This window comes from Lampropedia cohaerens, assembly GCF_001005215.1.
GTDB classification, from domain to species: domain Bacteria; phylum Pseudomonadota; class Gammaproteobacteria; order Burkholderiales; family Burkholderiaceae_C; genus Lampropedia; species Lampropedia cohaerens.
In genome coordinates, this window is sequence record NZ_LBNQ01000023.1 from 63154 (window position 1) to 89571 (window position 26418).

Annotated in this window: 27 protein-coding genes; 25 read left to right on the forward strand and 2 right to left on the reverse strand. The window is 62.8% G+C overall.

All coding sequences use genetic code 11. From position 1 onward, the window contains the following. The first annotated feature begins 26 nt into the window (after nucleotides 1-26). From AAV94_RS14850 to AAV94_RS07375, 25 genes are all read left to right on the forward strand, one after another. Nucleotides 27-365: a hypothetical protein gene (locus AAV94_RS14850; RefSeq protein ID WP_156454369.1), complete on the forward strand. Its 339-nt coding sequence runs from the start codon at nucleotides 27-29 to the stop codon at nucleotides 363-365. Between the two features lie 22 nt (nucleotides 366-387). Continuing rightward, nucleotides 388-1269 carry a F0F1 ATP synthase subunit A gene (gene atpB, locus AAV94_RS07260; protein WP_046741664.1) on the forward strand — a complete coding sequence of 294 codons (882 nt, stop codon included), beginning with the start codon at nucleotides 388-390 and terminating at the stop codon, nucleotides 1267-1269. A 107-nt stretch (nucleotides 1270-1376) separates the two neighbouring features. Beyond that, nucleotides 1377-1631 (forward strand): F0F1 ATP synthase subunit C, encoded by a 255-nt coding sequence (atpE, locus tag AAV94_RS07265; protein ID WP_046741778.1) that lies wholly within the window; start codon nucleotides 1377-1379, stop codon nucleotides 1629-1631. Between the two features lie 33 nt (nucleotides 1632-1664). Beyond that, a complete protein-coding gene (locus AAV94_RS07270) occupies nucleotides 1665-2135 on the forward strand; it encodes a F0F1 ATP synthase subunit B (protein WP_046741665.1) in 471 nt (156 codons plus the stop codon). 12 nt (nucleotides 2136-2147) lie between these two features. Beyond that, entirely contained in the window at nucleotides 2148-2681 is a 534-nt protein-coding gene (locus AAV94_RS07275; protein WP_046741666.1) for a F0F1 ATP synthase subunit delta, read from the forward strand. Between the two features lie 45 nt (nucleotides 2682-2726). Next, complete coding sequence (atpA, locus tag AAV94_RS07280; RefSeq protein WP_046741667.1) at nucleotides 2727-4280, forward strand: F0F1 ATP synthase subunit alpha; 1554 nt, start codon at nucleotides 2727-2729, stop codon at nucleotides 4278-4280. 37 nt (nucleotides 4281-4317) lie between these two features. After that, nucleotides 4318-5196 carry a F0F1 ATP synthase subunit gamma gene (atpG, locus tag AAV94_RS07285; RefSeq protein WP_046741668.1) on the forward strand — a complete coding sequence of 293 codons (879 nt, stop codon included), beginning with the start codon at nucleotides 4318-4320 and terminating at the stop codon, nucleotides 5194-5196. Between the two features lie 22 nt (nucleotides 5197-5218). Next, nucleotides 5219-6625, forward strand: coding sequence for a F0F1 ATP synthase subunit beta (gene atpD / locus AAV94_RS07290; protein WP_046741669.1), 1407 nt, complete (start codon nucleotides 5219-5221; stop codon nucleotides 6623-6625). A gap of 92 nt (nucleotides 6626-6717) precedes the next feature. Beyond that, the gene (locus tag AAV94_RS07295; RefSeq protein ID WP_046741670.1) at nucleotides 6718-7134 is read left to right on the forward strand and encodes a F0F1 ATP synthase subunit epsilon; all 417 of its coding nucleotides are present in this window, start codon (nucleotides 6718-6720) and stop codon (nucleotides 7132-7134) included. Between the two features lie 157 nt (nucleotides 7135-7291). Next, nucleotides 7292-8065 (forward strand): SMC-Scp complex subunit ScpB, encoded by a 774-nt coding sequence (scpB, locus tag AAV94_RS07300; RefSeq protein WP_046741671.1) that lies wholly within the window; start codon nucleotides 7292-7294, stop codon nucleotides 8063-8065. A gap of 198 nt (nucleotides 8066-8263) precedes the next feature. Further along, nucleotides 8264-9610: a pseudouridine synthase gene (locus tag AAV94_RS07305; protein ID WP_052754956.1), complete on the forward strand. Its 1347-nt coding sequence runs from the start codon at nucleotides 8264-8266 to the stop codon at nucleotides 9608-9610. Nucleotides 9611-9681: 71 nt separating this feature from the next. Then, nucleotides 9682-10107, forward strand: a complete 426-nt coding sequence (gene ndk / locus AAV94_RS07310; protein ID WP_046741673.1) for a nucleoside-diphosphate kinase — start codon at nucleotides 9682-9684, stop codon at nucleotides 10105-10107. Between the two features lie 457 nt (nucleotides 10108-10564). Continuing rightward, nucleotides 10565-11731 carry a 23S rRNA (adenine(2503)-C(2))-methyltransferase RlmN gene (gene rlmN / locus AAV94_RS07315; protein WP_046741674.1) on the forward strand — a complete coding sequence of 389 codons (1167 nt, stop codon included), beginning with the start codon at nucleotides 10565-10567 and terminating at the stop codon, nucleotides 11729-11731. Then, entirely contained in the window at nucleotides 11728-12576 is an 849-nt protein-coding gene (pilW, locus tag AAV94_RS07320) for a type IV pilus biogenesis/stability protein PilW (protein WP_052754957.1), read from the forward strand. Before rlmN ends, pilW begins: the two co-directional genes overlap by 4 nt. Continuing rightward, entirely contained in the window at nucleotides 12569-13630 is a 1062-nt protein-coding gene (locus AAV94_RS07325; RefSeq protein ID WP_046741675.1) for a helix-turn-helix domain-containing protein, read from the forward strand. Before pilW ends, AAV94_RS07325 begins: the two co-directional genes overlap by 8 nt. Beyond that, complete coding sequence (gene ispG / locus AAV94_RS07330; RefSeq protein WP_231731290.1) at nucleotides 13627-14907, forward strand: flavodoxin-dependent (E)-4-hydroxy-3-methylbut-2-enyl-diphosphate synthase; 1281 nt, start codon at nucleotides 13627-13629, stop codon at nucleotides 14905-14907. Before AAV94_RS07325 ends, ispG begins: the two co-directional genes overlap by 4 nt. A gap of 152 nt (nucleotides 14908-15059) precedes the next feature. Further along, nucleotides 15060-16334, forward strand: coding sequence for a histidine--tRNA ligase (gene hisS / locus AAV94_RS07335; protein WP_231731302.1), 1275 nt, complete (start codon nucleotides 15060-15062; stop codon nucleotides 16332-16334). A 164-nt stretch (nucleotides 16335-16498) separates the two neighbouring features. After that, a complete protein-coding gene (locus tag AAV94_RS07340) occupies nucleotides 16499-17164 on the forward strand; it encodes a YfgM family protein (RefSeq protein WP_046741677.1) in 666 nt (221 codons plus the stop codon). 81 nt (nucleotides 17165-17245) lie between these two features. Further along, nucleotides 17246-18409: an outer membrane protein assembly factor BamB gene (gene bamB, locus AAV94_RS07345; RefSeq protein ID WP_046741678.1), complete on the forward strand. Its 1164-nt coding sequence runs from the start codon at nucleotides 17246-17248 to the stop codon at nucleotides 18407-18409. A gap of 109 nt (nucleotides 18410-18518) precedes the next feature. Then, nucleotides 18519-19862 (forward strand): ribosome biogenesis GTPase Der, encoded by a 1344-nt coding sequence (der, locus tag AAV94_RS07350; protein ID WP_046741679.1) that lies wholly within the window; start codon nucleotides 18519-18521, stop codon nucleotides 19860-19862. A gap of 113 nt (nucleotides 19863-19975) precedes the next feature. After that, nucleotides 19976-20233: an RNA chaperone Hfq gene (gene hfq / locus AAV94_RS07355; RefSeq protein ID WP_046741680.1), complete on the forward strand. Its 258-nt coding sequence runs from the start codon at nucleotides 19976-19978 to the stop codon at nucleotides 20231-20233. A gap of 145 nt (nucleotides 20234-20378) precedes the next feature. Further along, the gene (gene hflX, locus AAV94_RS07360; RefSeq protein ID WP_456236136.1) at nucleotides 20379-21599 is read left to right on the forward strand and encodes a GTPase HflX; all 1221 of its coding nucleotides are present in this window, start codon (nucleotides 20379-20381) and stop codon (nucleotides 21597-21599) included. A gap of 154 nt (nucleotides 21600-21753) precedes the next feature. Continuing rightward, nucleotides 21754-23157, forward strand: coding sequence for an FtsH protease activity modulator HflK (gene hflK, locus AAV94_RS07365; RefSeq protein ID WP_046741681.1), 1404 nt, complete (start codon nucleotides 21754-21756; stop codon nucleotides 23155-23157). 33 nt (nucleotides 23158-23190) lie between these two features. After that, a complete protein-coding gene (gene hflC / locus AAV94_RS07370) occupies nucleotides 23191-24297 on the forward strand; it encodes a protease modulator HflC (RefSeq protein ID WP_046741682.1) in 1107 nt (368 codons plus the stop codon). A gap of 54 nt (nucleotides 24298-24351) precedes the next feature. Then, on the forward strand, nucleotides 24352-24537 hold the full coding sequence (locus tag AAV94_RS07375; protein WP_046741683.1) for a DUF2065 family protein: 186 nt from the start codon (nucleotides 24352-24354) through the stop codon (nucleotides 24535-24537). Between the two features lie 224 nt (nucleotides 24538-24761). Here AAV94_RS07375 and AAV94_RS07380 read toward each other — a convergent pair whose 3' ends face one another. Continuing rightward, nucleotides 24762-25052: a septum formation initiator family protein gene (locus AAV94_RS07380; RefSeq protein WP_046741684.1), complete on the reverse strand. Its 291-nt coding sequence runs from the start codon at nucleotides 25050-25052 to the stop codon at nucleotides 24762-24764. Nucleotides 25053-25118: 66 nt separating this feature from the next. Further along, nucleotides 25119-26405 (reverse strand): phosphopyruvate hydratase, encoded by a 1287-nt coding sequence (eno, locus tag AAV94_RS07385; protein WP_046741685.1) that lies wholly within the window; start codon nucleotides 26403-26405, stop codon nucleotides 25119-25121. Nucleotides 26406-26418 lie beyond the last annotated feature (13 nt).

Consider the following 26418-nt stretch of genomic DNA (forward strand, 5'->3'; position numbering starts at 1 on the left):
GTGCGGGGCACAGGCGGATATCTCCCTTGGCGATCGTGGCCTGTCAAGCGATTTTGGCCTTGCTCGGAGGGGGAATACTTTGGGGAGTTGGCCAGGATTCTGCGGCTATAATCTCGTGGTTTTACGGAGCGGCGGCCATTGCGTTGCCTGCTGCAGGCTTTGCTGCGCTGGTCGTGCGCCAACCTTCGTTGGGTGTGCTTGTCCTTGGGGAGTTGGGCAAGCTGTTGGTGAGCGTGGTTTTGCTGGCGCTGGCTCCGTGGATGCTTGGTGAAGTGGCTTGGTCGATGCTGTTGTTGGCCATCGTACTGACCGTCAATGTGTACTGGGTGGCGCCGATCTGGTTGGCGCGACGCAGAAATGTCTAGAACGATCAAATAGAGTTGACTTATGGCAGCACCCTCTGAAGGCGGTCCTACCGCAAGCGAATACATTGTTCACCACCTTGGCCATTGGACTAACGTCAAGCAGGGTTTCATTGTTGACTTCAGGGTCATTAATTACGATTCCCTGCTGATTGCGCTGTTGTTGGGCTTGTTGACTGTGTTTGTGCTGTATCTGGCGGCCAAGCGCGCGACTGCGGGTGTGCCGGGGCGCTTTCAGGCTGCCGTCGAGATTCTGGTGGAGATGGTGGATGGCCAGGCCAAGGCCAATATCCATAATGCCGAGAGCCGCAAGTTCATTGCGCCGATGGCGCTGACGGTGTTTGTCTGGATTTTCCTGATGAATGCCATGGATTTGATTCCCGTTGATCTTTTGCCGCATCTGTGGGGTGTTGCCCACGAGGCGGTTGGGCGTGACTACCATGATGCCTATCTGCGTGTCGTGCCAACGGCCGATCTCTCGGTGACGTTCGGGTTGTCGTTGGCGGTTCTGGTGCTGTGCCTGTTTTACGCGATCAAGATCAAGGGGGTCGGCGGATTCGCGCACGAGCTGGTTACGGCGCCGTTTGGTACTTCCAAGAATCCGTTCTTTGCTGTGATTCTTGGGGTTGTCAACTTGGTCATGCAGATCATTGAGTACGTCTCCAAGACGGTCTCGCATGGCATGCGGTTGTTTGGCAATATGTATGCTGGCGAGCTGGTGTTCATGCTGATTGCCCTGATGGGTGGTTTTGCGGCGATGTCCTTTGGCGGTGTTCTACTGGGTCTTGGGCATGTGATTGCCGGGACCATTTGGGCTATCTTCCATATTCTGGTGATCACCCTGCAGGCGTTCATCTTCATGATGCTGGCGCTCATCTATCTGGGTCAGGCGCACAACGCGCACTGACGTCAATTTGACGGCACACCTGGGTGTGTTGTCCTTTGGGGTTTCGTTTTTCTTTCCTTTCCCTTTCATCTCAACCTCCACTAACTGAAGGATTTATCATGGAAATCATCGGCAACATCAACGGTCTGGTTGCGCTCGCTTGTGGTCTGATCGTCGGCCTGGGTGCTATTGGTGCGTCAATCGGTATCGCCTTGATGGGCGGCAAGTTTCTGGAGTCTTCGGCACGTCAGCCTGAGCTGATCAATGACCTGCAAACCAAGATGTTTATTCTGGCAGGTCTGATTGATGCGGCATTCCTGATCGGTGTCGCAATTGCCCTGCTGTTCGCATTTGCAAACCCGTTCGTGCCCGCTATCGCCTAAGTTCATTCAACGCCACGAAAGAGAGGTGTTGCAATGAATATCAATTCGACACTGTTCTTTCAAGCCATTGTCTTTCTGATTCTGGTGTGGTTCACGATGAAGTTCGTGTGGCCGCCCATCGTCAAGGCGCTGGATGAAAGAGCGCAAAAGATCGCTGACGGACTTGCTGCCGCAGACAAGGCCAAGACCGAGCTGGCCGAAGCCAACAAGCGGGTAGAGCAGCAGCTGGCCGAATCGCGCAACGAGACTGCGTCCCTGTTGGCTGATGCCGAGCGTCGTGCGCAGGCTATCGTCAGTGAGGCGAAGGCACGCGCCAATGCCGAGGCTGAGAAGATTCTCGCGCAGGCCAAGGCCGATGCCGAGCAGCAGTTGCATGCGGCGCGTGAGGCGCTGCGCGACCAGGTGGCTGTGCTTGCGGTCAAGGGTGCGGAGCAAATCCTGCGCAAGGAGGTCAATGCCGAAGTGCATGCCGACTTGCTAGGATGTCTCAAGACTGAGCTGTAACAAGGGGTCCATATGGCAGAACTGGCCACGATTGCGCGCCCATACGCCGAAGCCCTGTTCAAGGCGACGGGTGTGGCAGGCGCCGAGCAGGTCCAGCAGTGGCTGGATGCCTTTGCCGAAGTTGCGGCGAGCGAGGACGTTCAACGCGTTGCGCAAAGCCCGAAGGTGAGTCGCGAGCAGCTTCTGAGTCTGTTCGAGTCGGTGGTGCAGGGGGATTTGCCGCAGTTGGCGAAGAATTTTCTGGCGACCGTCATCGACAACGATCGTCTACCGGCATTGCCCATGATTGCTGCGCAGTATCGCGGACTAGTGAACGCGCAGCAGGGCGCGGCAGATGCTGTGGTCTACAGTGCCTTCCCGCTCAGTGATGCCGAGCTTGATGGGCTGCGGCCAGTGCTCGAGAAGCGTTTTGGCCGCAAGCTCAACCTCACAGTGCAGCCCGATGCGTCGCTGATAGGTGGGATACGGGTCGTCGTGGGCGATGAGGAGTTCGATACTTCCATCAAAGCCCGTCTGGAACAAATGAAAGCGGCGCTGACGGCCTGACGGCCCGCAAGCAGACGCAATCGATCAAGCAACGAGGAACGAGTCATGCAACTCAATCCAGCAGAAATTTCCGAGCTGATTAAAAGCCGCATCGAAGGCCTGGAATCCAGCGCTGACGTGCGCAATCAAGGTACCGTGGTATCCGTGACGGATGGTATCGTTCGCGTGCACGGCCTGTCCGAGGTGATGCAGGGCGAAATGCTGGAGTTCCCGGCAGACAGCACCGGTGCGCCGACCTATGGACTGGCACTGAACCTGGAGCGCGACTCCGTGGGTGCCGTGATTCTGGGTGAGTACGAGCACATTTCCGAAGGTGATGTGGTCAAGACCACGGGGCGCATTCTGGAAGTGCCGGTCGGCCCGGAACTGATTGGCCGCGTGGTCAATGCATTGGGACAGCCTATCGATGGCAAGGGGCCGATCAATGCCAAGATGACCGACGTCATTGAAAAGGTCGCGCCCGGTGTGATCGCGCGCCAGTCGGTCGATCAACCGCTGCAGACCGGTCTCAAGGCGATTGACGCAATGGTGCCAATCGGCCGGGGGCAGCGTGAGCTGATCATCGGCGACCGTCAGACCGGCAAGACCGCCGTGGCCATTGACGCCATCATCAATCAGCGCGGTCAGGGCGTTACCTGCATTTACGTGGCTATCGGACAAAAGGCCTCGTCGGTCAAGAACGTGGTCCGCGCCCTGGAGCAGGCTGGTGCCATGGATTACACCATCGTTGTTGCTGCCACGGCGTCCGAATCGGCTGCGATGCAGTACGTCTCGGCCTATTCTGGCTGCACGATGGGCGAGTACTTCCGCGATCGTGGTCAGGATGCCCTGATCGTGTATGACGATCTGTCCAAGCAGGCCGTCGCATATCGCCAGGTCTCGCTGCTGCTGCGCCGTCCGCCGGGGCGGGAGGCCTATCCTGGTGACGTGTTCTATCTGCACAGCCGTCTGCTGGAACGTGCTGCACGTGTCAATGCGCATTACGTGGAAGAATTCACCAAGGGCGAGGTCAAGGGCAAGACGGGGTCGCTCACTGCGCTGCCCATCATCGAAACCCAGGCTGGTGACGTCTCCGCATTCGTGCCGACCAACGTGATCTCGATCACCGACGGCCAGATCTTTCTCGAGACCAACCTGTTTAACGCCGGTATCCGTCCCGCCATCAATGCCGGTATCTCGGTGTCGCGCGTCGGCGGTGCAGCTCAGACCAAGCTGATCAAGAGCCTGTCCGGCGGTATTCGTACCGACCTGGCCCAGTACCGCGAACTGGCCGCGTTTGCGCAGTTCGCGTCTGACCTCGACGAGGCGACCCGCAAGCAGCTCGATCGTGGTGCCCGCGTGACGGAATTGCTCAAGCAGCCGCAATATTCGCCGCTGAGCATTGCGTTGATGGCCGCCTCCCTGTTTGCTGTCAACAAGGGTTATCTGGACGACATCGACGTCAAGCGCGTGCTGGACTTCGAGAAGGGACTGCACCAGTATCTGCAGACTTCGCACGGCGCGTTGATCGACAAGCTGCTGGAGAAGAAGGCGCTGGACAAGGACAGCGAGGCCGAACTGACTTCTGCCATTGAATCCTTCAAGCGATCGTTTGCCTGAAGGGCAGAGTCCGGTCGTTCATTGAAAGGAGTTTTCTATGGCAGCAGGCAAGGAAATACGCGGCAAGATCAAATCGGTGGAGAACACCAAGAAGATCACCAAGGCCATGGAAATGGTGGCCGCGTCCAAGATGCGCAAGGCGCAAGAGCGCATGCAGGCCGCTCGCCCCTACAGTGAAAAGATTCGCACCATTGCCGCGCACCTGGCAGCAGCCAACCCAGAGTATCGTCATCCTTTCATGGTGAAGCATGACGACGCGAAGGCCGCGGGTGTGATCGTGGTGACCACCGACAAGGGGCTGTGTGGCGGCATGAACACCAATGTGCTGCGTGCGGTGACCAACAAGCTCTCCGAGCTGCAGCAGAATGGGAAGGCCGTTCGTGCAGTTGCCATTGGTGGCAAGGGACTGGGTTTTCTCAACCGCATCGGCGCACCGGTGGTGGCAGAAGTTACCGGACTGGGCGATACGCCCCGTCTGGATGCGCTGATCGGCCCGGTCAAGGTGTTGCTGGATGCCTATGCCGCTGGAGAGCTCAGCGCCGTGTATCTGAGCTATACGAAATTCATCAACACCATGCGGCAGGAGTCCGTGGTCGAGCAACTGCTGCCGCTGCCGGCTGAGCGCCTGGAGGCGTCCGATGGCACAAAGCGAAGCGGCGATTGGGACTATATCTACGAGCCAGATGCACAGACCGTGATTGATGAGTTGTTGGTGCGTTACGTTGAGTCGCTGATCTACCAATCCGTGGCAGACAACATGGCGTCCGAGCAGTCGGCGCGCATGGTGGCCATGAAGGCCGCCACCGACAATGCCGGTAACGTCATCAACGAACTCAAGCTCGTCTACAACAAGACACGTCAAGCTGCGATCACGACAGAGCTGTCGGAAATCGTGGCTGGTGCGGCGGCCGTCTAAAACATTTTGATTGGGAATAGAAATGGCTCAAGCTCAAGGAAAAATTGTTCAGTGTATCGGCGCTGTGGTGGACGTGGAGTTTGCCCAGGGGTCGGTGCCCAATGTGTATGACGCACTCAAGCTGGAAGGCACGTCCCTGACGCTTGAGGTGCAGCAGCAGCTCGGTGACGGCGTGGTGCGCACCATCGCACTGGGCTCGTCCGATGGTCTGCGCCGTGGGTTGACGGTGGTCAATACCGGCAACCCCATCACTGTTCCGGTTGGTCGCGCCACACTGGGCCGCATCATGGACGTGCTGGGTAACCCCATTGACGAGCGCGGTCCCGTCGATCAGGCGCAGACGGCCTCGATTCACCGCAAGGCGCCGGCCTACGATGAGCTGTCGCCCTCGCAGGAGCTGCTTGAAACCGGCATCAAGGTGATTGATCTGGTCTGTCCGTTCGCCAAGGGCGGCAAGGTCGGCCTGTTCGGCGGTGCCGGTGTGGGCAAGACGGTGAACATGATGGAACTCATCAACAACATCGCCAAGGCCCACTCGGGATTGTCGGTGTTTGCAGGGGTGGGCGAGCGTACCCGTGAGGGCAACGACTTCTACCATGAGATGTCGGACGCCAAGGTGGTCAACCAGGAAAATCTGGCCGACTCCAAGGTGGCCATGGTGTATGGCCAGATGAACGAGCCGCCGGGTAACCGTCTGCGCGTGGCACTTACCGGCCTGACAATGGCTGAGGCCTTCCGTGACGAAGGCCGTGACGTGCTGTTCTTCGTCGACAACATCTACCGCTACACGCTGGCCGGTACCGAAGTGTCGGCGTTGCTGGGCCGCATGCCATCGGCAGTGGGTTACCAGCCCACACTGGCCGAGGAAATGGGCAAGCTGCAAGAGCGCATCACCTCGACCAAGACCGGTTCCATCACCTCGATCCAGGCCGTTTACGTGCCTGCCGATGACTTGACCGATCCTTCTCCTGCCACGACCTTCGCCCACTTGGATTCCACCGTGGTGCTGTCACGCGACATCGCTGCGTTGGGGATTTACCCGGCTGTCGATCCGCTGGACTCCACCAGCCGCCAGCTCGACCCGCAGGTGGTTGGCGAGGAGCATTATCAGGTCGCCCGCGCCGTGCAGGGTACGCTGCAGCGCTACAAGGAGCTGCGCGACATCATCGCCATTCTGGGGATGGACGAACTGGCACCCGAGGACAAGCTGACGGTGGCGCGTGCGCGCAAGATCCAGCGTTTCCTGTCGCAGCCCTTCCACGTTGCCGAAGTGTTCACGGGCGCGCCTGGCAAGTACGTGCCGCTGTCGGAGACCATTCGCGGCTTCAAGATGATCACCAACGGCGAGGTGGATCACCTGCCCGAGCAGGCGTTCTACATGGTTGGCACGATCGACGAAGCCATCGAAAAGGCCAAGAAAGTCGCCTGATCGCTGGCGTGGTGAATCTGTCTGGTGGCACGTGCCCTGGTGCCGGCCACCGCCCGGTTCACTTTCACTGAAAGCAGTTGCAAGGAACGCCAATGAGCACCATACATGTCGACGTGGTCAGTGCCGAGGAATCCATTTTCTCGGGGGAGGCCAAGTTTGTCGCGCTGCCCGGTGAATCGGGTGAGCTGGGCATTCTGCCGCGCCACGTGCCGTTGATTACCCGCATTAAGCCGGGCTCGGTGCGCATCGAGTTGCCCGATGGCAAGGAAGAGTTCGTCTTCGTCGCCGGAGGCATTCTTGAGGTGCAACCTGATCGGGTCACCGTGCTGTCCGACACCGCGGTGCGCGGCGCGGATCTGGACGAGGAAAAAGCCAACCGTGCCAGGCAGGCGGCAGAAGATGCCCTGCGCAATGCTAAGAGCGAAATTGACATCGCAACGGCGCAGGCCGAGCTGGCCGTCTTGGCTGCACAGATCGCTGCGCTGCGCAAGTACCGGCAAAAGCGTTGAGCGCTTGGCCTTCGGGCCTGCATGAAAAGCAGCCGCGGCCCAGCGGCTGTTTGCTTTTTAGGGGTCTGCCGATGGCCTCTTTGCTCGCGGCATCGTTGTACCCCATCCCCGGAGTGCGCTGTTCTGCAATACGTATGCATGCGTCTACACTTGCGCAATGACCACCGCCGCAGAAGAATCCAGACCGGTCGATCCCCTCAATGTGCTTGAGGCGGCTTTGCTGTGTGCCAGCGCGCCGATGCCGGTGTCGGCCCTGCGCAGCCTTTTCGAGCCTGCCTTCGACGAAGGCCAAATCCTTGCCTGGTTGGAGCAGTTGCAGACCGATTGGGCGCATCGCGGCCTGGAACTGGTGGAGGTTGCGACGGGCTGGCGGTTCCAGACACGCCCGAGCGTGACCGGCTACCTCGCAAGGCTGGAAGCGCCACCGCAGCAGCGCTATTCGCGCGCAGCGCTGGAAATTCTTGCAGTCATTGCCTACCGTCAGCCGGTTACACGCGGGGACATTGAGGAGATACGTGGCGTTGCCGTCAACAGCCAGATCATCAAGGCGTTTGAGGAACGTGGCTGGGTGGAGGTCATCGGCCATCGCGAAACGGTGGGAAGGCCCGCGCTGTTTGCCACCACTGCGCAGTTTCTCGAAGACCTTGGCTTGCGCAGTCTGCGCGATCTGCCGGAAATTGCGGCGGTGAGCGAGGCCACCCTGCAGCAGTTGCAGGCGCTGCAACCGCCCTCTGACAAGGTGGATGTGCAGGCCGCCGCACCGGATGCGTTGCCGCAGGCTGGCGAGGAGTCCGCGCCGCCATCGCAGGATACTGAGCGTCAGGAGAGCGTGCAGGAGGATGACACGGCAGGCGGCGCAGTGATGCCTGCGCTCGGTTGCGCAGCGCAGGCAGCGCCCCCGTCGGCTCCTGACGCCGCGCCATCTGCCTGAACGGTAGCGCGCACCTGCTGGTGCGTTCGCATTGCGGATGCCCGCATCGGTGCAACTTGTATCCCGCAAGTCGCGCAGCGGAGGGAGCGGCTGTCCTATGATGCGGCCATTGGAGCGGGGCAGCCCCCTCCTTGCTTTCTTGTGCATATTCATGCCACGCGCGGTGCTGCCGCGCCGCATGCCAACCTAGTGATACGAATGGAACAACAACCTTCACGGCGCCCCGCCAAGGGCATAGGCCGCAAGCCTCGCGATCCGCAGGATGGCGCCCGCCCCGGTGCATCGGCAGCGCGGCGCGGCCCCGCGGCGCTGCGTAAGCAGGCCGCGCCGAAACCCAGGCCCGCTGCAGGGCCGGCGCGGTTACGCCGGCAGTCCGCGCAGGCAGTGCCCGCAGCCGAGGCGCCGGCCGATCAACAGGAACTGGCCCAGCAGCCCGTCGATCTGGACGATCTGGTGACCGGTCGCCTGGACGCTATCGAGGAGGCGGGCGAGGCGCAGGCGTACAAGCGCGTGTTGCAGCCCGATGCCGAGCAACCCAAGCTGCACAAGGTGCTGGCGCAGGCTGGCGTTGGCTCGCGTCTGGAGATGGAGGCGCTCATCCAGCAAGGGCGCGTGACCGTCAACGACCAGCCTGCCCATGTCGGGCAGCGCGTCCAGTATGGCGATCAGATCCGCGTCAATGGCAAGCCAGTGCGCGTCCAGATCGCGCCGCCGCGCCCGCGCGTGCTGGCCTACCACAAGCTGGCCGGCGAGATGGTCACGCGCGATGATCCGCTCAATCGTCCCACCGTCTTTCGCAAGCTGCCACCGCTGTACCAGGGCAAGTGGCAGGCCGTTGGCCGTCTGGACCTTAATACGGAGGGGCTGCTGCTGCTGACCAATTCCGGCGACCTGGCCAACCGGTTGATGCATCCCCGCTATGGGCTTGAGCGGGAGTACGCCGTACGGGTGCTTGGTGCACTGACCGAACAGGAGCGCGCGCAACTGCTCGAAGGGGTCCAACTGGACGACGGCGAGGCGGCCTTCAGCAGCGTCGAGCTGGTGGGTGGTGAGGGCGTGAACCAGTGGTACAAGGTCACCATTTCCGAGGGGCGCAACCGCGAAGTGCGGCGCATGATGGAGGCCGTGGGCCACGCCGTCAGCCGACTGATTCGCATCCGTTATGGCAGCGTCGTGCTGATGCGTGGCCTGCGCCGTGGCATGTGGCAGGAGCTGAGCGAGCGCGACGTTGATCGCCTGATGCAGGAGGCGGGCCTGCCGCAGCCTGGCGCTGCGCTTGGCGGTGCAGGCAGTGGACGCAGGCCAGCGGCTGGCCAGCGGCGTGTCTCGCGCGCCAATCCGGACCGTGGCGGGCGCGGCGGCGTGCGCGGCCGCGCCAGCGCCGGCATCGCTCCCGAAGCCGCACCGCGCCGCGCTGCGCCGGTTGCCGCGAAGCAGGCATCAGGCTATATCGGTCAGGAAGGGGTGCGGCGACGCGCGCCGGGTGGCGCGCGCAAAGGCAATGCCCCGCGCGCGGGTGGTCGCAACCCGCGTCGCGGTCAGTGACGATGGCTGCCGACCATGAGTTCGCGGTAGAATCGCTGGCTTTTCTCAACTAATACCACACGAATACCGACATGGCCATCGAACGTACCCTCTCCATCATCAAGCCTGACGCCGTCGCCAAGAACGTGATTGGTCAGATCTACGCCCGTTTCGAGAACGCGGGCCTCAAGATCGTGGCTGCACGCATGGTCCAGCTCTCGCGCCAGGAGGCTGAGCAGTTCTACGGCGTGCACAAGGATCGCCCCTTCTTCAAGGATCTGGTGGACTTCATGATCTCCGGCCCGGTGATGGTGCAAGTGCTGGAGGGCGAAGGTGCTATCGCCAAGAACCGTGAGCTGATGGGCGCCACCGACCCCAAGAAGGCGGATGCCGGCACCATCCGCGCCGACTTTGCCGACAGCATCGACGCCAACGCCGTGCACGGTTCTGACGCACCCGAGACGGCCCAGGTCGAGATCGCGTTCTTTTTCCCGGCGCTGAACATCTATTCGCGCTGATTGCGAGCCTTTTTGTGGGCGTGACGGGGCGATTGCGTGGCAATCCCCCATGCCCAAAGCCTGCTGACGTGTTTGTTCACGCGCCGGCGCACACCTGACATGGGATGCGTGCGGTGCGCGCCAAGTCGCCGCTGCCGAAGCGATTGATCGCGCGGTGGGGGGTGCAGCTTTTTCTGGAAGGTGCCTGCAGGGCGTTCCCCAGTGAGGCGTTCCGGAAATGCGCGCAGTTGTATGGCCCGCCTTGCCTGGGTGCATGATCGGTGCAGCGGTTGATTCCCGCGTGCGGCGTGCCCGAATGGCAGTACATCGGATGAAAAGATCATCAGCAGGTTCTAAAATGGCCTGATCGCACTTTTTCCTTGTGCGCAAACTGCCGTGCATGGCCTTGTGCCGAGCAATGGTCGCCAGGTTTGTCGGCATGGCGTTGACGCCAGGTTAGCAACCCTTTTTCAAGCGCATGACTTCCACTTCCTCCAACGAAAAGACCAATCTTCTAGGCCTGGACCATGACGGCCTGGTCGAGTGGTGCGCCGGGCTGGGAGAAAAGCGCTTTCGCGCCACACAGCTTTTTCGCTGGATTCATCAGCGTGGCGTGGCTGATTTCGACGCCATGTCCGATCTGGCTAAGTCCCTGCGTGCCAAGTTGCACGCTACGGCGCAGATCCAGCCGCTTGCGGTGCTCTCCGAGCAGGTTTCGCGCGACGGTACCATCAAATGGCTGTTTGATGTCGGGCAGGGTGATGCCGTCGAGTCGGTGTTCATACCCGAGCGAGACCGGGCGACGCTGTGCGTGTCCTCACAGGCGGGCTGCGCCATCGGCTGCCGCTTTTGTTCGACGGGCCATCAGGGCTTTAGCCGCAATCTCAAGACCTGGGAGATCATTGCCCAGCTGTGGTATGCCGAACATGAGCTGCGCCGACGCTTCCAGAGCGACGAACGCATCATCACCAATGTGGTGATGATGGGTATGGGCGAACCCTTGCAGAACTACACGCAGCTGGTGCCAGCACTGCGCACCATGCTGGATGACCATGGCTATGGGCTGTCACGCCGCAAGGTGACGGTGTCGACCTCGGGCATCGTGCCAATGATGGATCGGCTCTCGCAGGCGTGTCCGGTGGCACTGGCGGTGTCGCTGCATGCGCCGCAGGATGCCCTGCGTGATGATCTGGTGCCACTCAACCGCAAGTATCCGTTGCAGGAGCTGATGCAGGCGTGTCAGCGCTACCTGGCCTATGCGCCGCGCGACTTCATTACGTTCGAATATTGCATGTTGGCAGGCGTCAACGACCAGCCCGAGCATGCGCTCGCGCTGGTCGAGCTATTGCTTGGCGAGGGCAAGGGTCCGAACTGGTGCAAGCTCAATCTGATTCCGTTCAATCCGTTTCCGCAATCGGGCCTGCAATGTTCCTCCCCCGAGGCGGTGCAGGCCTTTGCGCAAATCTTGCTGGATGCGGGCCTTGTCACGACCGTGCGCAAGACGCGTGGGGATGACATCGATGCCGCGTGCGGCCAGCTCGCCGGGGAGGTCAAGGACCGTACCCGTGCAATTGTGCGCATGCAGCGCAAGCGCAGTCCGGCACTTGCCACCGCTGACGCATACGTTCAGGAGGTCAAGGGATGACGGTGTACTTCAGCACAGGCGGCCAGCGCGGCAAGCAGAGGCGCTCTGGCGCGCCCGGGCATTGGGTGGCAGTGATGTTCGCCGTGCTGGTGGCGGCATGTCAGACGTCGAATGTCACGACGCCGCTGCATGTGGCAACGCCGGGTGCAGCCGCAGGAGCGTCCGAGCCGGACGTCGAGAAAGCGGTGCAGGTGCGTATGGAACTGGCGGCTGAATACCTGCGAGTGGGACGCCATGACGTTGCAATGGAAGAAGTGGGGCGTGTGCTGGCACTGGATCCCGGGCTGATCGATGCCTACATGCTGCGCGGCCTGATCCACGCGGAGCAGCGCAATTTCGAAGCGGCCGACCGCGACTTTGCGCGCGTGTTGCGTTCGCGTGGGGATGATCCGGGCGTGTTGCACAACTATGGTTGGGTGCTTTGCCAGCAGGGCCGTTATGACGAGGGGCTGGGCTACCTGTCGCGGGTGCTGGCAATGCCTGGGTTTACCACCTCCGCCCGCTCGATGGTGGCCAAGGGGCTGTGTGAGCAGCGGGCCGGGCGGTTGCAGCAGGCCATGGCGACACTGGAGCAGGCCAGCTACATCGATCCCAATAATCCGATTATTTCCTTCAATCTGGCCAAGCTGTGGTACGACGATGGTCAGGTTGCCAGGGCGCAGAACCTGCTGCGGCCACTCAACGCCTCGGAGCTGGCCAACGCGGAGACGTTGTGGCTGGGCATCAAGGTCGAAAAGGCGTTGGGTCAGACTGCGCGGATGCGGGAGCTTGGTGCCATTCTGGCGCAGCGCTTCCCGCAGTCCCGGGAGCTGGCGCTGTATGAGCGAGGTGCTTTCTATGAGTGATACCAATTCTGCCGCAGCCGCCGGGGCGCCGTTGCCTGCGCAGTCAGCGGCAGAGCGAGACCCGTCGGCCACGCCTGGCGCATTGCTGCGGCGCTACCGCGAAGAGCGCGGCGTGGAGCTGCGGGAACTGGCTGCCGTGCTGAAAGTGACGCCCGAGAAGCTGAATGCGCTGGAGCACGACGCCTACGACAAGTTGCCGGACATGGTGTTCACGCGGGCGCTGGCGCAAAGCATCTGCCGGCTGCTGCAGGTGGACGCTGCACCGGTGCTGGCGCTGTTCCCGCAGGTGGGGTCGCCGCGTCTGACGCGCGACTCGGATGGCCTCAACCAGACCTTCAAGAGTACCGACCAGCCGGCGATGGCCGCCAGCGGCTATCGCGGCGGCATTCCGCGCATGGCGTGGCTGATCGGGCTGCTGCTGCTGTTGGCGGCGGCCCTGGTGTTGTTCTGGCCGCGGATGCTGCAGATGGTGGCAAGCTCCGCCTCCGAGGCTGCCGACAGTCCGGTGCTTGCGTCGCCAACGCAGGTGGACGGCGAGGCCGAAGATGCGCCACCTGGTTTGTCGCTGGTGCCGATTCCCGCGCCGTCTCCTGTGCCTCCGGCTACTACCACGGTCGATGCCAGTGCGGCCGTTGCGGACGTGTCGGCTCCAGGGCCTGTGGACGACACGTCGGCGAGGGCGCAGCGCGATAGTGCCGCGCCCGCGTCGCCGGATGACACAGTCGCTGCCACTTCGGCGCAGCTTGCCGCGGATGCAACCGAGCCGGCAGCCTCCGAGGCGGCGTCCGCCCCGGCGGAGCAGGCCGCGCAGGCGGCCGAGACGTTGCGCATCACCGCGCTGGAACCCGTCTGGGTGCTGGTGCGGGATGCCTCGAACACCATTCTTCATCAGAGCACCATGCCCAGAGGGCGCGAGCTGGTGATTACCGATGCGCCCCCGTTGCGCGTGGAGATTGGTCGCGCCGATGCGGTGCAGGTCATGGTCAAGGGAGAGCGCTTTGACATCCAGCCGTTCGCGCGCCGCAACGTAGCGCGCTTTGAGGTCTCGCCGTGACTGAACGCGTGGACACGGATCGTAAGCCGATCGCGCTGTCGCAGCCAGGCCCGCACCGCTCGCGTCAGGCGCGGGTGCAGTGGGGCGAACGTGTGGTGACCATCGGCGGTGGCGCGCCTGTGCGCATCCAGTCGATGACCAACACCGATACCGAAGATGCCATTGCCACGGCGATCCAGGTCAAGGAACTCGCGCAGGCGGGCTCGGAGCTGGTGCGCATCACGGTCAACACCAGCAAGGCCGCCGAAGCCGTGCCGCACATTCGCGAGCAGCTCGACCGCATGGGGGTTGACGTGCCGCTGGTGGGGGATTTCCATTTCAATGGCCACAAATTGCTCACCGAGGTGCCCGCGTGTGCCGAGGCACTGTCCAAATACCGCATCAACCCGGGTAACGTGGGCAAGGGGGCGCGCCATGACCTGCAGTTTGGCCAGATGATCGAGGCGGCGATGCGCTGGGGCAAGCCGGTGCGCATCGGGGTGAACTGGGGCAGCCTTGATCAGGAGCTGCTGGCCCGCCTGATGGATGAAAACCTGCAGCGCACCACGCCCTGGGATTCGCGTCAGGTGATGTATGAGGCGTTGATTGAGTCCGCCATTTCATCGGCGCAAAAGGCCGAAGCGCTGGGCATGCCGGGTGAACAGATCATCCTTTCCTGCAAGGTCAGTGCTGTACAGGATTTGGTGGCCGTCTACCGCGAGCTCGCGCGACGCAGTGACTATGCATTGCATCTGGGATTGACCGAGGCGGGCATGGGCGCCAAGGGGACGGTCGCATCAGCGGCAGCACTGGCCATTTTGCTGCAGGAGGGCATTGGCGATACCATCCGCGTCTCGCTCACGCCGCAGCCGGGCGAGGCGCGCACCCAGGAAGTCGTGGTCGCCGCCGAAATTCTGCAGGCGCTTGGCCTGCGGGTGTTTGTGCCCAGCGTGACTGCGTGTCCGGGCTGTGGGCGCACCACCAGCACCCTGTTCCAGGAACTGGCCAAGGAGATCGATGACTTCCTGCGTCAGCAGATGCCGTACTGGCGCAGTCGTTACCCGGGCGTCGAGAACATGAAAGTGGCGGTGATGGGCTGCATCGTCAACGGCCCGGGCGAGAGCAAACATGCCGATATCGGCATCAGCCTGCCTGGCAATGGCGAGTCGCCTTCCGCGCCGGTGTTCATCGACGGCGAGAAAGCGATGATGCTCAAGGGTGACGACATTGCCCAGCAGTTCCATCGCATCGTCAGCGACTATGTCGAGCGGCGCTACGGTAGCGCCAAGGTCGATTGAACCACGCTTTGCCGTGTTGAATCCGCTGGTGGCCGGTGTGTAGTGCCGCTGGCATTTTCCCTTTGAATCGAATGACCGTGTCCTCCATCAACGAAACCGAATCCCCTGTTGCCGCCAAACCTGTATTCAAGCCCGTGCATGCCGTCCGCGGCATGAACGACATCGTGCCGCCCGAGTCCGCCCGCTGGGAATGGCTGGAGGAGCAGGTGCGCAGCGTGATGCAGCGCTGGGCCTACCGCAACATCCGCACGCCGGTACTGGAGCATACCGGGCTGTTCGTGCGCGGGCTGGGCGAAGTGACGGACATCGTTGAAAAGGAGATGTACTCGTTCACCGATCGGGCCGACAAGACGGGGGATGCCGATCACCTCAGCCTGCGCCCGGAAAACACCGCCGGTGTGGTGCGAGCCGTAACCGAGCACAACCTGCTGTATGACGGCGGCAAGCGCCTGTACTACATGGCGCCGATGTTTCGCCGCGAGCGTCCCCAGCGCGGCCGCTACCGCCAGTTCCATCAGGTCGGGGCGGAAGCGTTGGGTTTTGCCGGCCCGGAGGTCGACGCCGAAATCATTTTGCTGGCGCATGCACTGCTGCAGCAGCTGGGTTTGCGCGATGTGCGGCTTGAGCTCAACAGCCTGGGCCAGCCGGCCGAGCGCCTGCAGCACCGCGCCGCACTGATCGCCTACTTCGAGGCCCACAAGGACGAGCTGGATGAGGACGCCAGGCGGCGCCTGCACAGCAATCCTTTGCGTATCCTGGATACCAAGAATCCGGCGATGCAGGCGCTGGCGCAGCAGGCGCCCAAGCTGCTCGACTATCTAGGGGAGCAGTCGCTCAAGCACTTTGAACAGGTGCAGGCCATTCTTGATGCCAATGGAGTGGCGTGGCAGATCAATCCGCGACTGGTGCGTGGGCTGGACTATTACAACCTGACGGTGTTCGAGTTCATTACCGATGCGTTGGGTGCGCAGGGTACGATCTGCGGTGGCGGTCGCTACGACTATCTGATCGAGCAGATCGGTGGCAAGCCGGCTCCCGCAGTGGGTTGGGCGTTCGGCGTCGAGCGCGTGCTGGAGCTGCTCAAGGAGCAGCAGATCGCGGTGCCGGCACAGGTCCCGCAGGCGTATGCAGTGGTGGCGGAACCCGCCAGCCTGCCGCAGGTCATGGCCGTACTGACCCAGCTGCGCCAGGCCGGTGTGGCCGTGCAGATGCACGCGCCGGCCGATTCCGCGCAAGGGTTGGGCAGCTTCAAGTCGCAGTTCAAGCGCGCCGACGCCAGTGGCGCGGCCTGGGCGCTGGTGTTCGGCCCCGATGAGCTGGCGCGTGGCGAGGTCACGCTCAAGCCGCTGCGCGGCGGCGAGCAGACGCAGCTGGCGCTTGCGGATATCCCGGCGCTGGCCGCGCGCATACAATCCAGCCTCGGCTGAACCATTGCCGGCCCCGCGCACACGGGACAAACGCGCGGCCGTTCCCCTTGGATGGGGGATGCCGCAGGCCACCGCGATGCGCGCGCACATTGGCGCACAGGATGGGGCGTGCGACCGTGCTGGCAATGGCGCAGCAGCCCTTAATTTGAATTTTTGAATGCTTCATGGCAACACATTACGACTTGCAGGAACAGGAGCAGCTGGCAACGCTCAAACATTTCTGGGACCGCTGGGGCTTGCTGATTTCGCTGGTGGCGCTCGCGGTGGTGCTGGTGCTCGCTGGCTTTTCCGGCTATCGCTACTGGCAGGCGCGTCAGGCCAGCCAGGCCGCGGTGCTGTACGAACAGGTGCGCACGGCAAGCGAGCAAGGGCAGCTCGACCAGGCGGCGCAGGCATTGGCTTCGCTGCAGGAGGCCTATCCGCGCACCGCACAGGCCAGCCAGGCGTCGTTGCTGGCCGGGGCGTTGTTTGCCCGTGAGCAGGACTGGGCGCGCGCAGCGCAGGCGTATGACTGGGTCAGCGAGAAGTCGCGCGATGCAGGCTTTCAGGCACTGGCCGTGTTGCGCAAGGCGTCGTTGCTGATGGAGCAAGGCCAGTTCGACGCGGCACTGACTGCACTCGATAGCTTTGCGTTTCCACAGGCCTTCCATGGCCTTCGCGAGGATCGCCGTGGTGACGTGCTGCAGAAGATGGGACGCGTTGACGAAGCGATCGCGGCGTACAACGCGGCCTATGCGGCACTGGATGCACTGGCGCCATACCGCAGCGTGGTGGAGGCCAAGCTCAATGCGCTGGGTGCGCGGGCTGGACAGTCCGCCGCCAGCGCATGACCGACACGCAGCGTCTCAAAGTAACGTGACAGCCAGTCTCTGTGTTGCGTGTGTAGCAGTTTTCTTCGAGCGGGAGAGCCCATGACGATGGATCGATTTTCCTTTTCTTTACGACCACGTGTGGCTCGCTGGCTGGCGCTGGCGGCACTTGGAACCCAGCTGGTGGCGTGTTCCGTGTTTTCCTCCGGCAATACGCCCGAGCCCAAGCCGCTAGCGCCCATTGAGGCGCAATTTCCTGTCAGCGAGGTGTGGCAGCGCGACATCGGTGGGCTGGGCGATATTCAGTTGACGCCGCTGGTACGGGATCAGTCGGTGACGCTGGCAACGGCCTCGGGTACGGTCGTCAGCCTGCATCCGGCCACCGGTGAGGAGCTTTGGCGCGCTAGCCTGGATGAGAGACTGGTGGCAGGCGTTGGCGGCGACGGCCGGACATTTGCCGTCATCTCCGCACAAAATGAAGTGCTGGCCTTGCGCGATGGGCAGGTGCAGTGGCGTTACGCCCTGCCAGGGCGCGCCTTCACTGCGCCATTGGTGGCCGGCGAGCGGGTATTCGTGGTCAGTGCGGACCGCTCGGTCTATGCGTTGGATGCGGAAAACGGGGCGCTGATCTGGGATCGTCCCGGCCCTGTGGACGAAGCGCTGGCCCTGCAGCATTCGCTGTTGCTGACGGCTGTGCGCAACACGCTGGTGGTCGGCATGTCCGGGCGGATGGTTGGCATCAATCCCGATAGCGGCGCGATCCGTTGGGAAGCGCCGATCGCCATTCCGCGCGGCGTCAATGACATCGAGCGCCTGGTGGACCTGGTTGGGCATTTCAGCCGCGCTGGCGACAGTGTCTGTGCGCAGGCCTTCCAGGCGGCCATCGGCTGTGTCGATGCCGACAGGGGCCTGACGGTGTGGACGCAGCGCCTGGGCGGATCGGCGGGTGTTCATGGTGATGCCGATGCGGTGTTCAGTGTTGACGCGACTGGCCGTCTGCAGGGCTGGGACCGGCGTGATGGCCGTCAGCTCTGGCTGTCTGACAGCCTGCAGTACCGCAAGCTCAGTGGGCCGCTGCTGGTGGGGCGCGTGGTCATGGTCGGTGATGCCGATGGTCTGGTGCACCTGTTCGACCGCACCGATGCGGCGCCGTTGAACCGCCTGCAGACCAATGGTTCGGGGATTCGCCTCGCGCCCGTCTTCGCGAGCAACACGGTGATCGTGATTACCAACAACGGGAAGGTCTACGGCTATCGGCCAGACTGATTTCCCAGGCGCATGCACCTGGTATTGCCAGGCGGCACGCGTTTCGATGCGCGGGGGCCTGCCAGCCGGGCCACCATCGCCACAACGTATCCAGAACTAGGTGTTTGCCATGCTTCCCGTCATTGCCCTGGTGGGCCGACCCAATGTGGGCAAATCCACACTGTTCAATCGCCTCACGCGTACGCGCGACGCCATCGTGGCCGACTTCGCCGGCCTGACCCGTGACCGCCATTACGGCACGGCGCGGCTGGGGCAGCGTCAGTTCATCGTAGTCGACACCGGCGGTCTGGAGGACAGTGCTGAGGGAGCGATCTTCGAGAAGATGGCCGGCCAGACGCAGCAAGCCATTGCCGAGGCCGATCTGGTCCTCTTTCTGGTGGACGTGCGTGCTGGCTTGGCCGGGCAGGATCAGGAAATCGCCCGCTATCTGCGCCGCGTGGGTAAACGTACCCTGTTGGTGGCCAACAAGGCCGAGGGCATGAAGGATGCCGCGCAGCTGGCCGAGTTCTACGAGCTGGGTCTGGGTGATGTGCATGCCGTCTCCGCTGCGCATGGGCAGGGCGTGCGGGATCTGCTGGAACTGGCCGCGGAACTGTTGCCGGCGCCGCAGGAGCCCCTGCAGCCGGATGCGCCGGACGGTGAGGAGCCCGATGCGCCCATTCGCATCGCGGTGGCGGGCCGGCCCAATGCGGGCAAGTCCACACTGATCAATGCCTGGCTGGGAGAGGACCGGCTGGTCACCTTCGACATGCCGGGCACGACGCGCGATGCCATTCGCGTGCCGTTTACCCGCGATGGCAAGCGCTACGAGCTGATCGACACTGCCGGGCTGCGCCGCAAGGGCAAGGTGTTCCAGGCGATCGAGAAGTTCTCGGTGGTCAAGACGCTACAGGCCATCGAAGGCGCGCAGGTGGTCGTGCTGGTGATTGACGCCACCGAGGGGGTGACCGATCAGGATGCGCACATTGCTGGCTACATCCTGGAGTCCGGACGCGCCGTGGTGGTAGCGATCAACAAATGGGATGCGCTCGACCGCTATCAGCGCGAGCAACTGGAGCGCTCGATCGAGCTGCGCCTGGCCTTCATGCGGTTTGCGGCGGTCAAGCACATTTCGGCGCTCAAGCGCCAGGGACTTGGCCCGCTGTGGAGGTCCATGGATGCCGCCTACGCGGCGGCGATGCGCAAAATGCCGACGTCCAAGCTCACGCGCCTGTTGCAAGAGGCGGTGCAATACCAGGCGCCGCGCAAGAGTGGCACGCGCCGTCCGAAGCCCCGCTATGCCCACCAAGGGGGACAGAATCCGCCCATCATCGTGATCCACGGCAACTCGCTCGACCAACTCAGCCAGTCCTATCTGCGTTTTCTCGAAACGTGGTTTCGCAAAGCCTTCAAGCTGGAGGGCACGCCGCTGCGCATCGAATTGCGCACGACCGAGAATCCGTACGCGGATTGAGTCACGTCGGGCCTGCTGACCACCGCGTTGAAGACAAGGTTTTCACTGCCGTGGTGCGGCTGTGTTAAGGTGCATCCCCTTATCCACAACAATAGCCAACACGGAGCCATATCGTGAGCAACAAAGGCCAACTTCTGCAGGATCCCTTTTTGAATGCCCTGCGTCGGGAACACATTCCGGTTTCCATCTACCTCGTCAACGGCATCAAATTGCAAGGGCAGATCGAGTCGTTCGACCAGTACGTCGTGCTGCTGCGCAACACGGTCACGCAAATGGTGTACAAACATGCCATCTCGACGATCGTGCCAGCGCGCCCGGTGAATTTCACCACCCAGCAGCCCGACGCCGCTGCCGACAAGGCAGGCGCCTGACGCGTTGGCTTTCCCCCAATCGTGATCCCCATCGGCAGGAGGCACTGTTGCAGTGTCCCTGCCGTTTTTGCCTTTTGATCGCGCCGCAGGCGCCGGCTCTTGCATGGCTGCGCCGACGCGGCCGGTTGTACTCGTTTTATCTTCGTTGCTATCCCACTTGAGCAAAGACACCCACGCCATCGTTCCCGCCGAAACTCCTACCGCGTTGCTGGTGGGTGTGGATTTCGGCGGCGCACACTTCGACCACGAACTTCAGGAACTAGGCCTGCTAGCGCAAACCGCCGGGCTTGCGCCGTGCGACCGCATCGTCGTCAAGCGCAAGTTCCCCGATGCAGCGCTGTTCATCGGCAAGGGCAAAGCCGAAGAAATCAAGGCCCTGGCCCTTGGGCATGGCGCCAGTGAGGTTATCTTCGATCAGGCGCTCAGCCCAGCGCAGCAGCGCAACCTGGAGCGTGTGCTGGAGCTGCCGGTGTACGATCGCACCTTTCTGATCCTGGAGATTTTCGCGCAGCGCGCGCGCAGCCATGAGGGCAAGCTCCAGGTCGAACTGGCGCGCCTGCAGTACCTCAGCACGCGCCTGGTGCGGCGCTGGTCCCACCTGGAACGCCAGCGCGGCGGCATCGGCGCGCGCGGCGGCCCCGGTGAGACGCAGATCGAGCTGGATCGCCGCATGATCGGCGACGCCATCAAGCGTGTGCGCGAGCGCCTGCGCAAGCTGGAAAAGCAGCGCCACACACAGCGGCGCCAGCGCCACCGCAACAACGTGTTCAGCATCTCGCTGGTGGGCTATACCAACGCTGGCAAGTCGTCACTGTTCAATGCGCTGGTCAAGGCGCGTGCCTATGCCGCCGACCAGCTGTTTGCGACGCTGGACACCACCACGCGCCAGCTGTTCCTACAGGAGGCGGGCGCCAGCGTATCCATCTCCGATACGGTTGGCTTCATCCGCGATCTGCCGCACGGACTGGTGGAGGCCTTCAAGGCGACGCTGCAGGAGGCCGTTGATGCCGATCTGCTGCTGCATGTCGTGGACGCCTCCAATCCGCATTTTCCGGAGCAGATCGGCGAGGTGATGCAGGTGCTGCAAGACATTGGCGCGGGTGATGTGCCGCAGCTGTTGGTATTCAACAAGATCGATGCGCTGGAGGCGCAGCAGCAGCCACGCCAGCCCGTTGACTTCATGGAGGTGGATGGTCGGCAGGTGCCGCGCGTGTTCATCAGTGCCCATACCGGGCAGGGCCTGGATGCGCTGCGCGCGCAGCTGGCGCAGCGGTGGCAGGCCAATCATGCGGACGTTGGCGAGGTTTCGCCAACTGCTGCTGCAACTTACGAGCACGCCGAGAAACCGCCGGCAAAGCCCCTGTAATACCCGACTAAACTTCGACTTAGGCACAATCTGCGGTTGGCTTGCTGTCGGCGGCCGCAGCCCGTAACCTTCTCAGGCGAACCAGGCGTGTGGTGTGTGGTTGCACTGGCTGGTTTCGCCTACCATCTTTTCCTGTTCGAACGAGACTGAGTGAATGACTGTGACCTCTCGCGGCCAAGGCTTGGCGCGCTTTCTCGAGCGTTTGCGCGCGCTGTTCAATCTGAATGATCCAGGCTGGGGGCGCAGCGCGGGCGGCCGCAGCAATGGCGAGCAGCCAGCCGAAGGCAACGCCGGTGCGGACAACCGACCGCCTTCGCCGCCTGCTGCGCCTTTGGGTGGCGATCATGGCCAGCGTCCCCCACCGCCGCCGCCGGGAGGAGGGCAGCAGCCACCGGATCTGGGTGAGCTGATTGCCGATCTCAACCGCAAGCTGGGCGGGCTCTTCGGCGGCGGTGGCAACAATGGCCGTGGGAACAGGCCGCGTCGCAACGGTGGATCCGGCGGGGGCCTCAAGCCACCTGCGATCTCGACCGGGCTGGTCGGCGTGGTGGCAGTGGTGCTGCTGGGATTGTGGCTGGCCTCGGGCTTCTTCGTGGTGCAGGAAGGCCATCGCGCGGCTGTGCTGCACTTTGGCAAGCATGTGCGTTCGGTCGATGCCGGTCTGCGCTATCGGCTGCCGGCCCCCATCGGCCGCCATGAAATGGTGGACATGCGCATCCAGTCGATCGAGATCGGGCGTGATGCGCTGGTGCCCGAGACGGGCCTGACCCAGTTCGCCATGCTGACTCAGGATGAAAACATCGTGGAAGTCCTGTTCACGGTGCAGTACCGCATCGTGAACGCGGAGAACTGGCTGTTCAACGCCGAGCGCCAGACGGACACGATTTCCGCCGTTGCGGCCTCGGCGGTACGGCAGATCGTCGGCAACATGAGCATGGATGACGCCATCGCCCGGCGGCGCGAGGAAATTGCACCGACGCTGCGCCGCCTGATGCAGACGATTCTGGACCGTTATGGCCTGGGCGTTGAAGTAGTGGCCATCAACATGCAAAGCAGCGGCGTGCGGCCGCCTGAATCGGTGCGCGATGCTTTCGAGGACGTGTTGCGCGCCGAGCAGGAGCGTGTGCGCTCGATCAACGAAGCCACCGCCTACGCCAACGACGTAGTTCCGAGGGCCGAAGGCGAGGCCAATCGTATTCTGGAGGAGGCCCATGGCTACCGCCTGCAGGTCATTGCCGAGGCAGAAGGGGACGCCGACCGCTTCAACGCCATATGGCAGGAATACGCGCGTGCGCCGGAGGTCACGCGTGAGCGTATGTACCTGGAGACCATGGAAGAGATCTATCGCAACAGCAACAAGGTGCTGGTCGACGACAGCAGTGGCAGCAACCTGCTTTATCTGCCGCTTGACAAGCTGATGGAGCAGCACCGCCAGCGGCCCGCATCGTCTGCAGCCGCTGCAGCACCAGTGGCTGCGCAGCAGCAGACCGCGCCACCTGCCAGTGCGCCGCTGCCGAGCACCACCGCGCCGCGCCGCCCCACCCGTGACGCGCGCTAATGCCGCGCTGGCTGTGAGAAGAGGAACAAGGACATGAACCGAGTCGGAATTTGGGTTGTTGCGCTGCTGATCGTATTGGCCGCGGGCAGTTCCCTGTTGTATACGGTCGACGAGCGCCGCTATGGCGTCGTCTACCAACTCAGCGAGATCCAACATGTGGAGGAGGAACCAGGCCTGCACTTCAAGCTGCTACCGGCGCCGTTCCAGACCGTGGACTATCTGGACAAGCGGCTGCTGACGCTGCACAGTCCGACGATTGAGCCGACATTGACTGCCGAGAAGCAGTGGGTGGTGATCGACTGGTATGTGCGCTGGCGCATCCATGATCCGGCCGCATACATTCGCGCCGTGGGACGCAATGAAGCGGCTGGCGCGGCGCAACTGGCACGCGTGGTGCGCTCGACGTTCCAGGAGGAAGTCAACCGCCGCACGGTGCGTCAACTGCTCAACGAGCCGGACCGCCTGGCGCTGATGCAGACCGTGCAGCGCGAGGTGGCCCGCAGTGTCGGCAGCCCGATTGATGAGCCGGTCGTCGTCGTGGCCGACGAGGCGTCGCTGACAACGCCACCTTCCGAACTGGGTACGCTCGATCCGGATACCGGCGAACGCGTCGTTTCCCAGACGGACGGCCAGACCGCTGCTGGTGCGGCCCATGATCCCGATCTGCCACCGATGCCTGCCGGTGCATCTGCGCCGGTGGATCCAGGCCTCTCCTGGGGCATTACCATTGTTGATGTGCGCATCACGCGTGTGGACTATTCCCGCGATATCACGGAGGCAGTGTTCAACCGCATGCGCGCCGAACGCGAGAGTGAAGCCAGACTGGTGCGCGCGCAAGGTCAGGCAGCCGGCGAGCAGATTCGCGCCAACGCCGATCGTCAGCGCATCGAAAAACGTGCCAACGCGTACCGCGAGGCGCAGCAGATCCGTGCCCAAGGCGATAGCGAGGCCACGCGCATCTTTGCCGAGGCGTATGGCAAGGACGGCGACTTCGCGCAGTTCTACCGTAGCTTGCTGGCCTACCGCAACAGCATTGGCCAGCCAGGCGACGTGCTGGTGCTCAACCCATCGGAGTCGGAGTTCTTCCGCGCGATGCGGTCGCAGCCGGCAACGGCAAGTCCTGCGCCGCAGCGGCAATGAGCGCGTGCACGGCGCTCAACGATGCTGAGTCGGTCTGCGTGCCAATGATCTGACATGTCCTCGCAGGTGCTTTGGCTGGCCATTGCGCTGGTACTGCTGTTGGAGGGCTTGCTGCCGTTTTTCGCGCCACGCTTGTGGCTGCGCATGATGGACGAGCTGGGCCGACAGGGTGAGCATGCCGTGCGGCTGGCAGGCTTGTGCAGCATCGCGGCTGGGTTGGTGATGCTGTGGCTGGCATGACTGCAGCAGCGCCAGCCGTTCCGGCCGAGACGTGCGTCTTTGGGGGACGAGTTGTGCAGCGTGACAGCCGCTGTAATGCGGATGGATGTGGCTGCACACAGTGCCAGGACAAGCGTTAGCCCGTTTAATCACAATCAGCCCACTGCGCTGGGCGGTCAGACGGACGCCAAGGCATTGGAAAACCCTGCAGCCGCGCAGGGTGCCGCAGAGCGTCCTCGCTGGCGTCAGGGCCGTGTGTACTGCACGAAGATTTCGTTGGGCTTGATCATGCCCAGCTCTTGGCGGGCGATCTCTTCCATTTTTTCACGGCCATCGCGCAGATCGGCAATGTCGTTGGCCAGGCGCTCGTTGTCCTGGCGTATCAGCTCGTTGGATGCACGCTGTACGGCAGTTTCCTGGCGCATGAGCTCAACGCTCGGATAGCTGCCGCGGCCTATCCAGATTTGCCATTGCAGCCACCCCAGCAGCGCCAGCAGGATGGCGGTGGTCAGGTATCGCGCAGGCAGGAAACGCATGAGGGCAGCGGCTGTGTGCCGGCAGCGCACGTAGTGGCAGCAGCCGGTAAGGGTTGGGAAGGACGATCAGCGCAGATTGTAGAACGCAGACGCGCCGGGGTATACCGCCACATCGCCCAGGTCTTCCTCGATGCGCAGCAGCTGGTTGTATTTGGCCATGCGGTCCGAACGCGACAGGGAGCCGGTCTTGATCTGCCCGGCGTTGGTGCCCACGGCAATGTCGGCAATGGTGCTGTCTTCGGTTTCGCCGGAGCGGTGGCTAATGACGGCCGTATAGCGTGCGCGCTTGGCCATTTCGATGGCCTCGAAGGTCTCGCTGAGCGTGCCGATCTGGTTGATCTTGATGAGGATGGAGTTGGCCACACCCTTTTCGATGCCTTCGCGCAGAATCTTGGTGTTGGTGACGAAAAGGTCATCCCCCACCAACTGCACCTTCTGGCCAAGTCTGTCCGTCAACAGCTTCCAGCCATCCCAGTCGTTTTCAGCCATGCCGTCTTCAATGGAGATGATGGGGTAGCTGTCACACCATTGCGCCAGTTTGTCCGTCCATTCGCTGGCCGAGAGCTGGATACCGCCTTCGCCGGCGAGCGTGTAGACGCCGTTGCTGAAGAATTCGCTGGAGGCGCAGTCCAGACCCAGTGCGACCTGCTCGCCCGGCTTGTAACCGGCGGCCTCGATAGCTTGCAGGATCAGCTGTATGGCGGCCTCGTGGTTGTCCACGCTGGGCGCGAATCCGCCTTCATCACCGACTGCGGTACTCATGCCGCGATCATGGATGATTTTCTTGAGCGCATGGAACACTTCCGCGCCCCAGCGCAGGGCTTCACGAAATGTGGGTGCGCCGCTTGGGATGATCATGAATTCCTGCAGATCCAAGCTGTTGTTGGCGTGTGCGCCGCCGTTGATGACGTTCATCATCGGCACGGGCAGTGTCACACCGCCCATGCCGCCGAAATAGCGGTACAGCGGCAAGCCAGACTCCTCGGCGGCAGCACGTGCCACTGCCATGGATACGGCCAGCAGCGCATTGGCGCCCAGGCGCGACTTATTGTCCGTGCCGTCCAGGTCGATCAGGGTACGGTCGAGAAATGCCTGTTCGGCCGCATCCAGACCCAGCACTGCTTCGGAAATCTCGGTGTTGATGTGGTTGACGGCGCGCAGCACGCCCTTGCCCAGGTAGCGACTCTGATCGCCGTCGCGCAGCTCGATGGCTTCGCGCGCCCCGGTCGATGCTCCCGACGGCACGGCGGCACGGCCCATGACGCCCGATTCCAGCAGAACGTCGCATTCGACGGTGGGGTTGCCGCGGCTGTCGAGCACTTCACGGCCTACGATGTCTACGATTGCACTCATGGCTTTCCTTGTG